Annotated in this window: 14 protein-coding genes; 10 read left to right on the top strand and 4 right to left on the bottom strand. The window is 66.8% G+C overall.

Annotated elements, in window-relative coordinates:
* Nucleotides 1-139: 139 nt before the first annotated feature.
* A complete protein-coding gene (gene ilvA, locus NQ038_RS00160; protein WP_257061339.1) occupies nucleotides 140-1,435 on the top strand; it encodes a threonine ammonia-lyase IlvA in 1,296 nt (431 codons plus the stop codon).
* A gap of 86 nt (nucleotides 1,436-1,521) precedes the next feature.
* On the opposite strand, the gene NQ038_RS00155 is transcribed toward ilvA, so the two are convergent.
* The gene (locus NQ038_RS00155; RefSeq protein WP_257061338.1) at nucleotides 1,522-2,460 is read right to left on the bottom strand and encodes a thioesterase family protein; all 939 of its coding nucleotides are present in this window, start codon (nucleotides 2,458-2,460) and stop codon (nucleotides 1,522-1,524) included.
* 193 nt (nucleotides 2,461-2,653) lie between these two features.
* Here NQ038_RS00155 and NQ038_RS00150 point away from each other — a divergent pair, with 193 nt between their 5' ends.
* Nucleotides 2,654-3,262: a GNAT family N-acetyltransferase gene (locus tag NQ038_RS00150; protein ID WP_257061337.1), complete on the top strand. Its 609-nt coding sequence runs from the start codon at nucleotides 2,654-2,656 to the stop codon at nucleotides 3,260-3,262.
* A 115-nt stretch (nucleotides 3,263-3,377) separates the two neighbouring features.
* On the opposite strand, the gene NQ038_RS00145 is transcribed toward NQ038_RS00150, so the two are convergent.
* Nucleotides 3,378-4,226 carry a hypothetical protein gene (locus NQ038_RS00145; RefSeq protein ID WP_257061336.1) on the bottom strand — a complete coding sequence of 283 codons (849 nt, stop codon included), beginning with the start codon at nucleotides 4,224-4,226 and terminating at the stop codon, nucleotides 3,378-3,380.
* A gap of 252 nt (nucleotides 4,227-4,478) precedes the next feature.
* Between NQ038_RS00145 and NQ038_RS00140 the strand changes: the two genes are divergently transcribed.
* The 4 genes from NQ038_RS00140 (at nucleotide 4,479) to NQ038_RS00125 (ending at nucleotide 7,398) form a co-directional block, all read left to right on the top strand.
* Complete coding sequence (locus NQ038_RS00140; protein ID WP_257061335.1) at nucleotides 4,479-5,582, top strand: NAD(P)H-quinone oxidoreductase; 1,104 nt, start codon at nucleotides 4,479-4,481, stop codon at nucleotides 5,580-5,582.
* The gene (locus NQ038_RS00135; RefSeq protein WP_257061334.1) at nucleotides 5,582-6,160 is read left to right on the top strand and encodes a hypothetical protein; all 579 of its coding nucleotides are present in this window, start codon (nucleotides 5,582-5,584) and stop codon (nucleotides 6,158-6,160) included. The genes NQ038_RS00140 and NQ038_RS00135 overlap by 1 nt, the downstream gene beginning before the upstream one ends.
* A gap of 1 nt (nucleotide 6,161) precedes the next feature.
* A complete protein-coding gene (locus NQ038_RS00130; RefSeq protein ID WP_257061333.1) occupies nucleotides 6,162-7,010 on the top strand; it encodes an HAD family hydrolase in 849 nt (282 codons plus the stop codon).
* Between the two features lie 79 nt (nucleotides 7,011-7,089).
* Nucleotides 7,090-7,398 (top strand): hypothetical protein, encoded by a 309-nt coding sequence (locus NQ038_RS00125; protein WP_257061332.1) that lies wholly within the window; start codon nucleotides 7,090-7,092, stop codon nucleotides 7,396-7,398.
* A 30-nt stretch (nucleotides 7,399-7,428) separates the two neighbouring features.
* Here the strand turns inward: NQ038_RS00125 and NQ038_RS00120 are convergent, their stop codons facing one another.
* A complete protein-coding gene (locus tag NQ038_RS00120; RefSeq protein ID WP_257061331.1) occupies nucleotides 7,429-8,271 on the bottom strand; it encodes an HAD family hydrolase in 843 nt (280 codons plus the stop codon).
* A gap of 85 nt (nucleotides 8,272-8,356) precedes the next feature.
* Nucleotides 8,357-9,643 (bottom strand): serine--tRNA ligase, encoded by a 1,287-nt coding sequence (serS, locus tag NQ038_RS00115; RefSeq protein WP_257061330.1) that lies wholly within the window; start codon nucleotides 9,641-9,643, stop codon nucleotides 8,357-8,359.
* A gap of 182 nt (nucleotides 9,644-9,825) precedes the next feature.
* Here serS and NQ038_RS00110 point away from each other — a divergent pair, with 182 nt between their 5' ends.
* The 4 genes from NQ038_RS00110 to NQ038_RS00095 all read left to right on the top strand — a co-directional run bounded on the left by NQ038_RS00110 (nucleotide 9,826) and on the right by NQ038_RS00095 (nucleotide 15,345).
* Nucleotides 9,826-10,722, top strand: a complete 897-nt coding sequence (locus NQ038_RS00110; RefSeq protein WP_257061329.1) for an LPXTG cell wall anchor domain-containing protein — start codon at nucleotides 9,826-9,828, stop codon at nucleotides 10,720-10,722.
* Between the two features lie 186 nt (nucleotides 10,723-10,908).
* On the top strand, nucleotides 10,909-11,898 hold the full coding sequence (locus tag NQ038_RS00105) for an ATP-binding cassette domain-containing protein (RefSeq protein WP_257061328.1): 990 nt from the start codon (nucleotides 10,909-10,911) through the stop codon (nucleotides 11,896-11,898).
* Between the two features lie 45 nt (nucleotides 11,899-11,943).
* Nucleotides 11,944-14,151: a YhgE/Pip domain-containing protein gene (locus NQ038_RS00100; protein ID WP_257049366.1), complete on the top strand. Its 2,208-nt coding sequence runs from the start codon at nucleotides 11,944-11,946 to the stop codon at nucleotides 14,149-14,151.
* An 18-nt stretch (nucleotides 14,152-14,169) separates the two neighbouring features.
* Nucleotides 14,170-15,345, top strand: a complete 1,176-nt coding sequence (locus tag NQ038_RS00095; protein WP_257049367.1) for a diacylglycerol kinase family protein — start codon at nucleotides 14,170-14,172, stop codon at nucleotides 15,343-15,345.
* Nucleotides 15,346-15,496: the final 151 nt, after the last annotated feature.

Here is a 15,496-nt window from a genome sequence, read left to right as displayed (position 1 = left end):
AGATATGTGGGATATGGCCTGCGGGGACATCGCTGGGGGAACCGGGCGCCGGTACTTCAGTCTCCGGAAGATTACCGGAAATCTCATATTCCGATACTCAACCTCCAGGAATATGGACAGCCGTGGGTGCGGGAGCACAATGGGGAACGTGTTGGTAGAAGGACAGAAGAAACAGACGCCCCCCACCGCCATCGACGTCGAGGCCGCCGCTGAGCGAATTAGCAGCTCTGTGATCACCTCTCCCCTGCACATTTCCGAGCGGCTCTCGGCCGCGACGGGCGCCACCGTCTACCTCAAGCGCGAAGACCTGCAGACGGTGCGCAGCTACAAGATCCGCGGCGCCTTCAACTTCATGTTGCAGCTCAACGCCGCCCAGCGCGCCTGCGGGGTCGTGTGCGCATCGGCCGGCAATCACGCGCAGGGCTTCGCCCGGGCCTGCGCCGATTTGGGCATTCAGGGGACCATCTTCGTCCCCAAGACCACGCCGCGGCAGAAGATCGACCGGATCCGTCATTTCGGCGGGCCTTCCGTGGACGTCGTGATCGACGGATCCACCTATGACGATGCGTCCGATCTGGCGCACAAGCACTCCGACCTGACCGGGGCACTGCTGATCTCGGCCTTCGACGACCCCCGGACGATCGCGGGCCAGGGCACCATCGCCACGGAGATCCACTCCCAGCTCGACGTCGATCCCGACGTCATCGTGGTGCCCGTGGGCGGCGGCGGGGTGGTCGCCGGGATCGCGACCTATGCCGCCGAGAACATGCCAGGCACCCGCGTGGTGGGAGTCGAACCGGCGGGCGCGGCCTCGATGACGGCGGCCCTGGCATCCGGGCGGCCCGTGGCCCTGGACTCGATCGACAGCTTCGCCGACGGCACCGCGGTCCGGCGCGCAGGCGATGTCACCTTCGAGATCATCAGCCGGCTGCGCGTGCCCATGCACTTGGTCGAGGAGGGCCGCGACGCCCACGAGATGCTGGACCTGTACCAGGTCGACGGCATCATCGCCGAACCGTCAGGCGCCCTGGCCTCGGCCGCGATCGGACCGGTGGGTTCCGGCGCCCCGGTCGAGGTCGAACCCGGGACGACGGTGGTGTGCCTGGTCTCCGGCGGCAACAACGACATCTCGCGCTACTCCGAAGTGATCGAACGGGCGCTGGTGTGGGAGGGACTCAAGCACTACTTCATCGTGAACTTCCCGCAGGAGCCCGGTGCCCTGCGCCGGTTCCTCAACGATGTGCTGGGGCCCGATGACGACATCGCGCTGTTCGAGTACATGAAGCGCTCGGACCGGGAGACCGGCCCGGCGTTCGTGGGCATCACCCTGGGGGCGGCCTCGGACCTGCCGGGGCTGCTGCAGCGAATGGACGCCTCGCCCCTGGAGATCGAACAGGTGGGGCAGGACTCCCCGCTGTTCCGGATGTTCGTCTAACTGTCGGAAACGTTCTCCGAAGCGATCCCCGCATCCCGAAGCGTTGGTGCGCTTCGGGATGCGGGGATCGCTTTGTTCGTCGCCCGCTACCGCTGCGGGGCGACCAGCAGCGGTTGTTCCACCGTGGCGCTCAGACCCTGTGCATCGTAGATCCGGCCCGTGGTCAGCCCCGTGCTGGAGTCGCTGATGAAAGTCTGCGCGCTCAGATTGAGCCATGGCCCGCGGGCCGGTCGCAGCACGGTCAGCGTCATGGTGGGCGGGATGAACATCCACTTCGTGAAGTCCAGGGCACCCGATATTCCATTGGCGGAATCGGCGACGACGGCCATCCGCTGCACCGGGCCGGTCTCCTCGCCGGCCACCAGCGGGATCCGCTGCCGGGTCCAGGTCTGCGCCGTCCCCGGCGTCCCGGGCTCCGGCGGCTTCCCGAACTCCCCGTCGACGTGGCGCCATTCGATCGAGTTCCCGTAGCCCCAGTCCTCGCCGATGCCGGGGAAGTAGCCCTGTGGCTGGGGCCCCAGGGAGGGTGGGACATCGCGGAGCGTATCGGTGGCCAGTCCCGGGTCCGAGGTCGCACCGGGCTCCCAGCGCTTGCGCCACACCGTGGCGCTGGCCGCCAGTCGGTCGTCCACGTACATCTGGGCCGTGGACATCTCGATGCGCTTACCGGGACGCACGATCTGGGCCTCGGTGCGGATGAGCCCCTGCGGCATGGGGCCGAGCATGTCGATGGTCAGCCGCGCGATCGGCATGTCCGGATCCGGACGCAGGGCCTCGACCGCGCGGGCCAACAGGCCGGCCGGCGGTCCCCCGTGCTGGGAGCGTGCATCCCAGGGACTGGTGGTGGCACGGGTCGATTCGAAGTGGGCGATGGCCCGGCCCGCGGCGTCGGGGCCGACGGGCGTGTCATCGGTGGGGAGGTAATAGGCCGGGGGAAGTTGCGCCATGAGGTGCGGCGGCAGGTCTGCGGGGAGCATCTCCGCGGGATCGGAGGGCCGAATACCGGGCTCGGTCGGGTTCGTCATTGAAACCTCTCTACTGAACAAACGTTAAGTCAGATCGCCCTCCCCACATTAGCAGTCACTTTGGTCCAATCCTCCCCTGATCGGCAGTCACTTTGGTCTGGAAAAACGGCGAATTCTCGGACCAAAGTGACTGCGAATCGAGTGAACTAGTCGCCAGGGCTGGGTGTGAGTATGTCGTGAGTAGGATGACCGCATGCCTCAGAGCGCCCCACTGGAACCCGTCACACTCACCGGACGGCTGGTCCGGCTGGAACCCCTGTCGCACGAACACCACGACGAGCTATGCGAAGCGGTGCGTGATGGTGAGTTGTGGAGGCTCTGGTACACCACCATTCCCACCCCAGACGGCATGGCGGCGGAGATCGACCGGCGGCTCGGACTTCAGGCGGCCGGGAGCATGCTGCCCTTCATCACCCGCCGCCTGGCAGACGACCACATAATCGGCATGACCTCCTACATGAACATCGACCCCACGATCCCGCGCGTGGAGATCGGGTCCACGTGGAACTCGGCCTCCGCTCAGGGCACGGGGACCAACGCCGACTCGAAACTGGCATTGCTCGGCTACGCCTTCGACACCTTGGGGTGTCCGGCCGTCGAGCTGCGCACGGCCTGGATCAATACCCAGTCGCGGCGGGCCATCGAACGTCTGGGCGCCAAACTGGACGGCGTGCTGCGGCGCCACTCCTACACCCGGGACGGCTCGCTACGGGACACCTGCGTCTACTCGATCACGGCGGACGAATGGCCACAGGTACGTTCCATGCTCCGCTTCCGGCTGGGCGAGGATGTGGTGGCCTGAGCACTGGGCTCAAGTCCCGAGGTTTCGGTGCCGGCTCGTCCCTACTCGCACATCGTCTTACTATCAGTAACTATCGAAGGTGATAGTAAGGGATAAACCAACTATCACCTGCTGCTCACCGTTCCTCAGGAGTCTGCCGCTTCTTCCTCCATCGGGCCGCGGCTTGGAACACGCGATAGCCGATGTACACCGCCGACACAGCGAACACCGCAGCCGATACCGCCGACCACACCGGTGCCGAGAAGTCTCGGACCACTGCGGAAGCATGATATCCATCGGTTGTGGAAATCGCGCAGGAATAGGTCGGCGGGAAGAACGAGGGTTTCCCGGTGAAACCGGACAGGTCTTTGATCTTGTCGAGCGGGATGATCTCATTGCAGACGCCAAGGAGCCCATCCGAGTTATAGGCCCAGGTGGCCAGAACTCTCACTTGCGGCATGAAGAAAACCACAGTTGCAGTCGCAAGCAGGAGAATGGAAAACATCAGAGTCCGATAGCGCCGGGAACGGGAACGCACCCTACCACGAGGCCGACTCGTGAGCGCACGGGACTTCTTCGCAGAAGAAACCACTCGCAGTCCATGCCCTGCGAACGCCTTGGTCCGAAGGGCCTGCCGAATGTTCCTCCCGTCCTCCCACCACGCGGTCCTCCATCGGGCCGAGGCTTGGAGCACGCGATAGCCGATGTACACCGCCGACACAGCGAACACCGCAGCCGATACCGCCGACCACACCGGTGCCGAGAAGTCCCGGAGCATTGCGGAGGCATGATATCCGTCGGCTGTGGTGATCGCACAGGAATAGGTCGGCGGGAAGAACGACCACGACGGATCGTATGAGGACACATCGACCATCTTGTCCGGAGGGACGATCTCATCGCAGACGTCCATGGACCCATCACGGTTATAGAGCCAGATGGCAAAAACCCTCACTTGCGGCATGAAGAAAACCACCGTCGCAGTCACAAGCAGGAGAGTAGAAAACAGCAGAGTCCAGGAGCGCAGGATTCGAGATTTCGTGTGGGGCCGACTCGCGAGCATAGTGCACCATATCGCACACAAGGCCTTGTGTCTCCCCTGATCGGCAGTCACTTTGGTCCGAAAAAACGGCCAACTCTCAGACCAAAATGACTGCCAATCGAGGGGACACCCGACCAAAGTGACTGCTGATCTGAGCGAGCTGAGACGCCGCCCGGGACGCCCCGCTACCCTGGGGGCATGCGTGCAATCGAGATCAGTGAACCGGGCGGACCGGAGCAGCTCCGCCTGACCGACCGTCCGAAACCCGTGCCAGGACCCGGCGAGGTCCTGGTGCGCGTGGCCGCTGCGGGCGTCAACCGCGCGGACGTGCTGCAGCGTCAGGGCTTCTACAATCCCCCACCCGGAGCCACCGACATCCCCGGCCTGGAGGTCGCCGGCACCGTCGAGGCGCTGGGTACGCCTGCACCCGTCCCCGCCGCAACACCCGTGTCAACCGGCACCACTCCAGCCGACACCCCGGAATACGCTCCCGCCCCCGGCGATCGGGTCGCGGCCCTGCTGTCCGGCGGTGGCTATGCGGAGTATGTGACGGTGCCGGCCGGCCAGCTGATCCCGCTGCCCGATGACATGTCCTTCACGGACGCCGCCGCCCTGCCCGAGGTCCTGTCCACCGTCTACTCCAATGTCTTCGCAGGTCCCGAACCCGGTTCGGGCGCCCATCTGGCGGCGGGCCAGTGGCTGCTGGTCCACGGCGGCGGCTCCGGAATCGGCACCTGTGCGATCCAGATGGCCCGGGTCTTCGGTGCCAAGGTCGCCGTCACCGTGGGCAGCGCCCGCAAGGCCGAGTTCTGCCGCGAGCTGGGCGCCGATGCCGTCATCGACTACAAAACCGAGGACTTCGTGGCACGCATCAAGGAGATCACCGCAGAGGCCTCCCCGACCGATGCCTTCGGCGAGCCCCGCAAGCCCGGGGCCGATGTCATCTTCGACGTGATCGGCGCGAAGTATCTGGAGCGCAATATCCGGGCGCTGACCACTGGCGGGCGCCTGAGCATCATCGGCCTGCAGGGCGGGGTCAAGGCTGAGATCAACCTCAACGCCCTGATGCGCGAGCGCAAATCCGTGATGGGCACGACCCTGCGCGCCCGCCCGGCCGGCCAGAAGGCCGCGATCGTCTCCGAGGTCCGTCGCCGGGTCTGGCCGCAGGTGCTCGCCGGGGCGATCCGGCCCATCGTCCACCGGGTCCTCCCCCTGGGCGAGGCCGGCGCCGCTCAGACCCTGCTGGAGGACGGGACCAGCATCGGCAAGGTCGTGCTCGACGTCGCGGACGCTCACGCCTGATGGGCCTGCTCGACAGATTCCGCAAACCGAAGGCCCCCACCGCCGACGACCTCTACGGCACCGGCCTGTGGCGTCAGCACCGCGACCGCTTCAACCGCGCGGTGGACCGCTTCTACGACACCGCCCTCGCCGTCCACCGGGAGCACCCGGCGGAGTCGGCCGGGACCGGACCGGCCGCAGGCGCGAACGCGACACCGGCCGCGCCGGGGGCCCCGGCCCCGGAACCCCCGGCGGAGACCCTGGCACAACTCACCCATACCCTGGGCGAAGCGAGCGCCGCGGTCGATGCCGTCGCGCAGGCAGCGCAGGAGTCCTTCCCGATCGAGGGCATGGTCCTGCCCGCGCCCGCCCGCGCCCGGGTGGGCCGCCTGCCGGAGCTGCTCTCGCGCGCTGCCGCCAAGGTCGCCGAGGCCGCCCAGGCCGCCGCTATGAGCCGGGTGGCGCTGCGCACCGGCGGCGATGGGCTCGAGGCCGCGGCGGCAGCGCACCGCTACGTCGCCGATGCCGCAGAACTCGTCGGGCAGTGCTCGGCGATCGCCTCCGGGTGGGACGAGAACTCCGAACCGTTAAACTCATAGGGTGAATGACCTCAGCGGGATCCGCCTGATCGCAACAGACCTCGACGGTACCCTGCTGCGCCACGGCCAGCCGATCGCCCCGGCCACGGTGGCCGCCGTCCGCGCAGCCCTGGACGCCGGGATCGCCGTCCTGCCTGTGACCGGCCGGCCCCTGCACTGGCTGGACATCCTGCGCACCGACCTGCCCGAACTCGACCGCGTGATCGCGGCCAACGGCACCGTGGTCTACGACCTCCACCAAGAGCAGGTGCTGTGGAAGTCCACGATCGCACCCGCCCTGACCGGCGCATTCGCCCGGCTTCTGGACGAACGGGTCCCCGACGCGGTCCTGGCCTTCGAAACCCTGGCGGGTTCCGTGGTCGAGCCCTCTTTCAAGGGCCGCACGCCCCGCAACGCCTCCGTCGTCACCCGTGCCGAGGTCGTGTCCGGCGACACCACACCGGAATCCCTGGCCGATGTCATCAAAATCCTGGTGCGGATCCCCGGCAACACCGACTCCGCGAAGCTGCAGGACGCCATCGCCCCGCTGACCCGACTGGATTCCGGCGCCCTGCACGGAACCTATTCCGATCCGAACAACGGGCTGCTCGAGCTGTCCCCCGCGGGAGTCACGAAGGCCCATACGCTGGAGCTCTACACCAGGTCCCTCCAGCTCACCCCGGAACAGGTCGTGGCCTTCGGCGATATGCCCAATGACATCGAGATGCTGCGCTGGGCCGGTACCAGCTTCGCCATGACCGGTGGCCACCCGGATGCGCTGGCCGCGGCGACCGGCGCATGCCCGGAATTGGACGCGGGCGGCGTGGCCGAACCGATTCGGCGTATCCTTTCAGCGCAGGCCACCCGGTAACCCCGCTGCGGACGCGCCTGCAAACATCGACCCTATCCGGACCACGGACACGATCCACAGACAAGGAGCCCCCACACTCATGATCGACGGCAAGTACACGCTGACCGCTGACACCCCGATGGGACCCAAGCGCGGAGTCCTGACGCTGACCAGTGAGGGCACAGAGCTCAGCGGCGAGCTCACCTTCAGCAACAAGTCGGGCAAGTCCATGGATCTGCCCTTCACCGGCGGGCGCTTCGACGGGGACGACTTCTCGATCTCCGGCAAGCAGAAGGTCGTCGTGTTCTCATTGGAGTACGAGATCACCGGCCGGGTCGAGGGCGATGTACTCAGCGCATCTGCGAAGACCTCCATGGGGCAGATGACGATCTCCGGCACCCGGATCTGAACCGGAGGCCGGAGGTCGCCCCGGCCCGGATCACCCCAGGAAGCTCCGCAGGCCGGTGACCAGGCCGTGTTCCTCCACCGGGGGCGCGACGAAATCGGCCAGTTCCTTCAACTCGTCGCGGGCCTGGCCCATGACGATCGCATGGCCGGCCCAATCGAGCATCTCGGCGTCGTTCGAACCGTCGCCCGCGGCCACGGTGTGCGCCCGGTCCACGCCGAGCAGGTCAGCGACCCGTTGCAGGGCCGAGGCCTTGGAGATCCCCTCCGGCGAGATGTCCAGCCAGTTGCTCCAGCCCACCGAATACGTCACCCCGTGCAGGCCGATCCGCTTGACCGCCTCCGCGAACTCCGGCTGGCTCCCGCCCAGTTCGCGCATCACGATGCGGGTGGCCTTCTTCGCCTTGAGCTCCTCGAAGGACACCACGTTGTAGTCGCCCCCGGCGGTCAGGTCGCCGCGTGGGAAGTCCTCGGACGCCCAGCGCACCAGGTTCTCGTCCTCGACCATGTACAGGGCCGTCGGCATGACGGATTCCATCTGCTCCAGAGCGCTGGCCGGGTCGAAGGTCTCCACGTGCACGGGCTTCCAGCCCAGCTCCGTGGCCGGGTCCAATTCCATGATGACCGCGCCGTTGGAGCTGATGACGTAGCCGCGCGTCTGCTCCAGACGGTTGGCCACCTCCAGAGCACCCACGGGCGCCCGCCCCGTCGCGATCACCACGTGCTGCCCGGCGTCGGCCAGGCCCATCAGATAGTCGCGGACCTCTTCGTGCAGAACGCCGTCGTAGTCGACGACGGTCCCGTCGAGGTCCAGGCCGATCAGGTATCGGGCGGTTGCATCAGCGGCCTGGGCCGCGGCCGTGCTCGTCGTGGTCATGGAACCTCCGGTTTCGTTCATGGCATGGGGTACCGACGCCGAGGCCATGGCCGGCATTCCGGCCACGGTCCGGAACCGGTTCGGTTCAGTAGCGCGGCCCCTCCGGGCCATAGGCGGTCATCCCGCCCAGGTACGGCTGCAGGGCCGCGGGAATGCGGACGGAGCCGTCGGCCTGCTGGTGGTTCTCCAGGATCGCAACCAGCCAGCGGGTGTTGGCCATTGTGCCGTTGAGCGTGGCGACCGGGGTGGTGCGGCCTTCGGCATCGCGTTCGCGAATGTGCAGGCGTCGGGCCTGGAAGGTGGTGCAGTTCGAGGTCGAGGTCAGTTCGCGGTAGGTGTCCTGTGTGGGGACCCAGGCCTCGCAGTCGAACTTGCGGGCCGCGGAATCGCCCAGATCGCCGGCGGCGATGTCGAGCACCCGGTAGGGCAGCTCGCACTTGTTGAGCATTTCCTCCTGCAGGCCGAGCATGCGCGCGTGTTCGGCCTCCGCCTGGTCCTGGTGGACATAGGCGAACATCTCCACCTTCTGGAACTGGTGGACGCGGATGATGCCACGGGTGTCCTTGCCGTAGGAACCGGCCTCGCGGCGGTAGCAGCTGGACCAGCCGCCCATCCGGATGGGGCCGCCGGACAGGTCGATGATCTCGTCCTTGTAGTAGCCGGCCAGGGCTACTTCGGAGGTGCCGACCAGGTACAGGTTGTCGGCCTCCAGACGGTAGATCTCATCCGCGTGTTCGCCCATGAACCCGGTACCGGCCATGATCTCCGGCTTGACCAGGGTGGGGGTGATGACGGGAGTGAAGCCCGCCTTCTGGGCCACGTCCCAGGCCATGGTCAGCAGTGCCAGTTCGAGCCGTGCACCGAAACCGGTCAGATAGTGGAAGCGGGCGCCGGATACCTTGGCGCCGCGCTGGGTGTCGATCGCGTGCAGGCGTTCGCCGATCTCCAGGTGGTCGGCCGGAGTGAAGCCCTCGGCTGCGAAGTCACGCGGGGTGCCCTCCAGCCGCAGGGTCACCGACATCTCCTCACCGCCGGAGGGGACTCCGTCGACGATCAGGTTGGGCAGCTTGGCGATGAGCGCGTCGAAGGTGTTGGCGGCATCGTCGGAATCCGCCTGCAGGGCCTTGACCCGGTCGGACAGGCCCTTGGCTTCCTTGACCAGTTCGGCCTTCTTCGCCTTGTCCTTCTCCTGGGCGACCGTCTTGCCGAAGGCCTTCTGTTCGGCACGGGCCTCTTCGAATTCGGTCAGGGTCGCACGCTTGGCCGAATCGGCCGCGAGGATCTGATCGACCAGCGATTCGTCTGCCCCGCGGGCACGCTGGCTGGCCTTGAACTTGTCCGGGAACTCACGCAACTGCTGTAGATCGATCACATATACAGAGTAGCCGGTGGCTCCAACACATGGGGACTCCGGATCCTGGGGCCCGAGGCCACCACCAATCAGCAACTTGACAGAGCGAACTCAGTTGACACACAGGTTCGTATGAGGCAGACTTAAAGGTCAAGGTGGAGCGGGTCAAACGTTCTACGCTGTCTTGAAGGAAGTCACCTGGCATGAAGAAACTGATCCTCGCTCCCGCAGCAGTTCTCGCGGCCGGCGCCATCGCCCTTTCCGGCACCTCCGCCTTCGCCGCGACCAGCGACTCCCCCGAGTCCACAACAACCTCTACGAACGCCCCGGCTGAGGATGAGACATCCACGCCAGGCACCGACGAAAGCAGCGACCCCGAAACCACCTCCCCCGCACCGGAGGCCACCGCCACCGAAACGGCGACGGCTACGGAGACTCCTTCGGACACCGCCTCCCCGACGGACACTGCGACCCCTACGGATTCGGCGACACCCTCGCAGACCGCCACCGGGACCCCCACGCAGACGGCGACGGCCACCCCCACGGAAACCACGCAGGCCCCCGTGAAGGACGCCAAGCTGACCGTCGATCCGAAGAAGATCTCCGCGAAGAACTTCGTCAACGAGAAGAAGGGCGTCCGCCTGTCGGTCACGAACCTGAAGCCGGGCACCGACGTGAAGTTCACGGTCACCCCCAAGGGCGGCAGCGTCACCGGCCTGGACCGCACAGTGGCCGCCGATGAGAACGGCACGGCCCGCTGGGTCGTCTACGGTGTCAGCGCAAGCAACCCCAGCGCCTATGTCGGCGAATACACCGTCAAGGCCGTCCCCGAACACGGCAAGGCACTGAAATCCGGCTTCACCGTAACCGCCGGTGATCCCAATGCCGGCGGCGGAGACGACTCGGACGACAATGGCTCTGGCGACAACGGCACCGGCTCGGGCGATAACGGTTCGAATGACAACGGTTCGGGCAATGGCAGCTCGGAACTGCCGCAGACCGGTGGCGCCGAGCTGGGCGCAGTGGTTGCGGGTTCCATCCTGCTGTTGGTCGGCGGGGCGAGCATCATGGTGACCCGGCGCCGCAAGACGCAGCACTGAGCACACCAGCAGCACCCGTGCCGGGCAGCGCGCCCTGACAGGGTTTGAGCCGAGGGCCCGCAACCGAAAGGTTGCGGGCCCTCGGACTATCCGACTTGATGCGGGCCGGTGGGACGAACGCGAGCACCGACACGCGGACATCCGGACGTGCACAAAAACACTCTTTACATTTGTAAAGCACCGGTTATGATGATGAATGCCCCTGCCGCCGACCGTTCCGAGGAGATGCCCACCGTGTCGGATCACACCGAACCCCTGCCCACCGTGGAGGCCATGGCGCCCGGCCCCGACCCAGTCGCCACGGAATCGCAGGCGGGCCCGGAACCACAGGCCGCCTCGGAACCACAGGGCTCACCGGAACCCGAACCCATGATCAACGCCGAGGACCTGGGCATGCGGGGCAAGTCCCCCGTGTTCGAACACGTCGACGCGCAGGTCCCGGCCGGCGGCATGCTCGTCATCATCGGCCCCGAGGGCACTGGCAAGACCGCGTTGTTGCTGTCCCTGACCGGACGGATGAAGTTCACCCACGGCCACGCCACCGTAGCCGGCATCGACGTGGCCAAGCAGCCCCGGCGGGTCCGCAGCATCGCGTCCCTGGGACCGGTCAAGGACGTCACCGACCTCGACGACAACCTGACGATCGAACACCACGTGGCAGAACGCATCATCATGTACCAGCCCTGGTACAAGCCCTTCGCCTCCAAACAACACGTGGCCAGGGCACTCGAGGTGATGCGCAGGGTCTCGGCCCGGGTGTCCGCGGCAATCCAACCGGAACCCGGGACACCCGAGGCGCGCACGGCCTCGCGCGTGGCCACCGGCACCTTCCCCGCCAAGTCCTATGTGGGAGACCTGTCCGATCTGGACCGCTTCCTGCTGGGCCTGGCGCTGGCCCTGTTCGCCCATCCACAGGTCGTCGCAGTCGACGACATCGATCTGCTGCGGCGGCGCGAAGACCGCCAGCGCGCCTGGATGTACGTGCTGGCCGGAATGGAATTGCTGGGCATCGCGGATCCGGACGCCACCTCTCCCACGGACCGAACAGCACTTCCGGCGCCCACCTTCATCGTCAGTTGCGAGGACGCCTCGGAACTGGCCGAGGCGCGCGAGCGCGTCCTCGCCCAGGGCCTGACCCCGCCGCCCCTGGTCCCCGTCCGCCTAAGCGCCGACTGACCCCCGCACAGCCTCGAAACACCGAGAAAACACCGAAGAGCCCTTATGTTCTCATTGCCACTGCTGGAAATCACCCGGTTCCGCCGCCACTTGCTCACCCAGTTGGCGCTGCTGACCGTCATCCTCATCCCGACCGTCTACGGCGGCATCTACCTGTGGGCCAACTGGGACCCCACGGGCAACTCCGACCGCTTGGACGCCGCCGTGGTGAACCTGGACGAGGGCGCGCAGGACCCCAAGCTGGACGCCGGCCGGGAGCTGACCGAAAAACTCACCGGTGAGGACGCCGATGCCGGATTCACCTGGAAGACCACCGATGTGGACAGGGCCGCGGACGGCCTCGACTCCGGGAAGTACGCTGCGGTGCTGACCATCCCCGCGAACTTCTCGCGCGAACTGACGTCGACAGCCGGCGACGATCCCGAGCGCACAGAGCTGAAGATCCAGACCAATGACGCGAACAACTATCTGACCGGCAAGATCGCCTCGGTGGTGCTGGGCCAGGTGCGTGAGAACCTCAACGAGACGACCACCGCCAAGTACGTCGACCAGGTCTATGTGGGCTTCAACGACATCCACAAGAACATGGTCAAGGCCGCGGACGGGGCGGACACCGTCCATGAAGGCGCGGCCAAGCTGGCCACGTCCTCGGACACCCTGGCCGATGGGGCGGGCCAGCTGCACGATGGCGCGGGGCAACTGGTCGACGGCACCGGTCAGCTGCACGATGCGACCGGCAAGGCGGTCACCGGGGCCAAGAGTCTGGCGACCGGGATCGGCAAGATCGACGATGCATCCGGCACCCTGGCCGACGGCTCGGGCAAGCTGGCCGATGGCGCAGGTGACCTGACCACGGGAGCTAAGAAGGTCGCCTCGGGCGCCGACAAGCTCAGCGACACCGCGGATGCCGCGACGCAGAAGGCCGATGAGTTCAAGGACCGCGCCGACACCCTGGTGGACAATACCGTGCCGGTGATCGACCGGGCGGCCGACGACCTGGACGACGCCCACCACAAGGTCAAGGGCGATATCACCGAGCAGCTGCGGGCCCTGCAGAAGAAGTACCCGGACGACCCCCAGGTCAAGAAACTTGTGGAGAGCGCCCAGAGCGTGGGCAAGGACCTGGACGACGCCCACGACCGGGCGACCAAGGGCTTCGAGAAGGCCAAGCAGGCACGCAAGGACACCACAGCCAAAGCCGATGAGCTGATCGGGAAGGTCCACGCCGCCGATAAGAGCATCGGCACCCTGGCCGGCGGCGCACGGACCGTAGCCGACGGCGCCGGCAAACTGCACACCAACACCGTGACCCTGGCCAAGGGGGCCGACAAGCTGCACACCGCCACCGGCACCGCGGCAGACGGCGCGCAGACCCTGGCCTCGGGCTCGGTCCAGCTCGACGCGGCCGCCGGCAAGATCGATACAGCCGCCGGCAAGCTGAACACGGCATCGGGCAAACTGGCCGACGGGGCGGGGCAACTGCACGACGGCGCGACCAAGATCGACGACGGCACGGGGAAACTGGCCACGAGCATCCGCGACGGCGCCAAAGAGGTCCCGACCTACGATAAGGACTCCCGCGATGCGCACTCCAAGGCCGTTGCCCTGCCGGTGACCGGCGATGACACGCCGAAGAACCATGTGGCCTTCTACGGCGAGGGCATGGCCCCCATGTTCATCAGCATCGGCCTGTGGATCGGCGGCATGATCACCTATATGGTTCTGGGCGCGATCCCCTACCGGGCCCTGGCGACCAGCGCGAAGTCCTACCGGATCGCACTGTCGGGCTGGTGGCCGGCGGTGATCTTCGGCTGTCTGCAGGTCGCGGTGCTCTACGCCTTCCTGGTGTTCGTCCTCGACTTCACGGCGGCCAGCTGGATCGCCACCCTGCTGTTCAGCATCATCGTCACGGCGTCCTTCCATGCGATCCACCAGATGTGCGTGATCCTGTTCGGCGGGATCGGCCGTCTGCTCGCCCTGGTGCTGCTGATCCTGCAGCTGGGCGCGGGATCCGGCTCCTATCCGGTGGAACTGGGACCGGGCTTCTTCCAGGCGATCGCGCCCTATCTGCCGATGACCTACGCGATCAAGGGCCTGCGCGCGCTGATCTCCGGCGGCGATCCGGGACAGGTCGCCAGTGCCCTGCTGGGCCTGGTGGTGATCGGTGTCGTGGGCATGCTCGTCAGCGTCATCGCCTGCAACGCCAAGCGGATGATCAAGCTCAAGGACCTCCACCCCAGCTTCACACTGTGACCGCATAGAATGAGATCCATGGACTTCGGCGAGAACTTCCTGCTGACCGCGGTGGCGCTGCTGGTCGTCTTCCTCATCGGCATCGCCATTGGGGTCGCGATCGGCACCGCGCGCACGCGCCGTGCCGTGCTCGGACACGAGCCGGGCACCACCCCCGGCGCAGACGGTTCCGAGGCCGAGGCCCCGGCCGGTCCCACGGCCTCGGCCGAATTGGCGATCCCCGTCAAGCGGGCGGCGATCATCCTCAACCCGTCCAAGCCAGCCGCACGGGCGTTCCGGGCGACCGCCTTCGCGATCTGCCGGCAGGAGGGCTGGGCGCCGCCGCTCATCATCGAGACGCGGATCGACGATTCCGGTTCGGCCATGGCGCGCACCGCTGTGGCCGCCGGGGTGGACGTGGTGATCGCAGCGGGCGGCGACGGCACCGTGCGCGCGGTGGCGCAGGGCCTGGTGACCGCGGGGCTCGCGGACGGGCAGACCAGGCCCGCCATGGGGATCGTTCCGCTGGGCACGGGGAATCTGCTGGCGCGCAATCTGCACATCGTGCTGGAGCGCCCCGAATGGGCTCTGCGGATCGCTCTGTGGGGTGGGGACGCGCCCACGGACGTGGCGGTCGCGCAGATCAGCCCGGACGAGGATGCCAAACAGCACGTGTTCATGGTGATGGCCGGGATGGGCTATGACGCTGCGGTTATGGCCGATACGAACCCGGCGCTGAAATCCAAGGTCGGCTGGCTGGCCTATGTGGAGGCGGGCTCCCGCAAGCTCGGCGGCGACCGGACCAAGGTGTCCGTGAGCTTCGACGACAATCCCGCGAAAACCTACCGGGTGCGCTCGATCGTCGGCGGCAACGCCGGCAAACTGCAGGCCGGGATCGAACTGCTGCCCGGCGCCAGCCTGTCCGACGGCCTGATGGACGTCCTGCTCATCACGCCGAAGAACCTGGCACAGTGGATGGGCGTGTTCGCCTCGATCGGCACCGGCAAGCAGAAGAAGGGCATCCACACGGAGATCGTGCGGTGCAAGACCGTGGAGATCGAAGCGAACGAGGAGATCGAGGTGCAGGTCGACGGCGACGCACTGGGGGCCTCGGACTATCTGAAGATGCAGGTCGTCCCGGCCGGAATCACGATCCGTGTGCCGACCGCCGAGCAGCAGCACCAGATCCGCTTGGAGGACTGGCGGATTCTATAGCCGGCGGACGCCCTGCCGCGGGCTCCTGTGATGCACGCTGAGCGGAGTCTTCGGACTCGCCGACAAAAATCCTTGTGATCCCCGAACGACTGCGTAGTCTGGAAGATCCACAGTACATCGTTCGACTTCCTCATCGGAACGAAGGCAGGCA

It is taken from the genome of Brevibacterium sp. 50QC2O2, from assembly GCF_024580675.1.
Lineage (GTDB): Bacteria > Actinomycetota > Actinomycetes > Actinomycetales > Brevibacteriaceae > Brevibacterium > Brevibacterium moorei.
Note: the sequence above shows the minus strand (reverse complement) of the source record. Positions and strands in the feature narration are given on the sequence as shown.

What these genes read in the sequence shown, in the direction of transcription:
- ilvA (WP_257061339.1), top strand. Translation starts at nt 140, where the DNA reads ATGGGGAACGTGTTGGTAGAAGGACAGAAGAAACAGACGCCCCCCACC.
- NQ038_RS00155 (WP_257061338.1), bottom strand. Translation starts at nt 2,460, where the DNA reads ATGACGAACCCGACCGAGCCCGGTATTCGGCCCTCCGATCCCGCGGAG.
- NQ038_RS00150 (WP_257061337.1), top strand. Translation starts at nt 2,654, where the DNA reads ATGCCTCAGAGCGCCCCACTGGAACCCGTCACACTCACCGGACGGCTG.
- NQ038_RS00140 (WP_257061335.1), top strand. Translation starts at nt 4,479, where the DNA reads ATGCGTGCAATCGAGATCAGTGAACCGGGCGGACCGGAGCAGCTCCGC.
- NQ038_RS00135 (WP_257061334.1), top strand. Translation starts at nt 5,582, where the DNA reads ATGGGCCTGCTCGACAGATTCCGCAAACCGAAGGCCCCCACCGCCGAC.
- NQ038_RS00125 (WP_257061332.1), top strand. Translation starts at nt 7,090, where the DNA reads ATGATCGACGGCAAGTACACGCTGACCGCTGACACCCCGATGGGACCC.
- NQ038_RS00120 (WP_257061331.1), bottom strand. Translation starts at nt 8,271, where the DNA reads ATGACCACGACGAGCACGGCCGCGGCCCAGGCCGCTGATGCAACCGCC.
- NQ038_RS00110 (WP_257061329.1), top strand. Translation starts at nt 9,826, where the DNA reads ATGAAGAAACTGATCCTCGCTCCCGCAGCAGTTCTCGCGGCCGGCGCC.
- NQ038_RS00105 (WP_257061328.1), top strand. Translation starts at nt 10,909, where the DNA reads ATGATGATGAATGCCCCTGCCGCCGACCGTTCCGAGGAGATGCCCACC.
- NQ038_RS00100 (WP_257049366.1), top strand. Translation starts at nt 11,944, where the DNA reads ATGTTCTCATTGCCACTGCTGGAAATCACCCGGTTCCGCCGCCACTTG.
- NQ038_RS00095 (WP_257049367.1), top strand. Translation starts at nt 14,170, where the DNA reads ATGGACTTCGGCGAGAACTTCCTGCTGACCGCGGTGGCGCTGCTGGTC.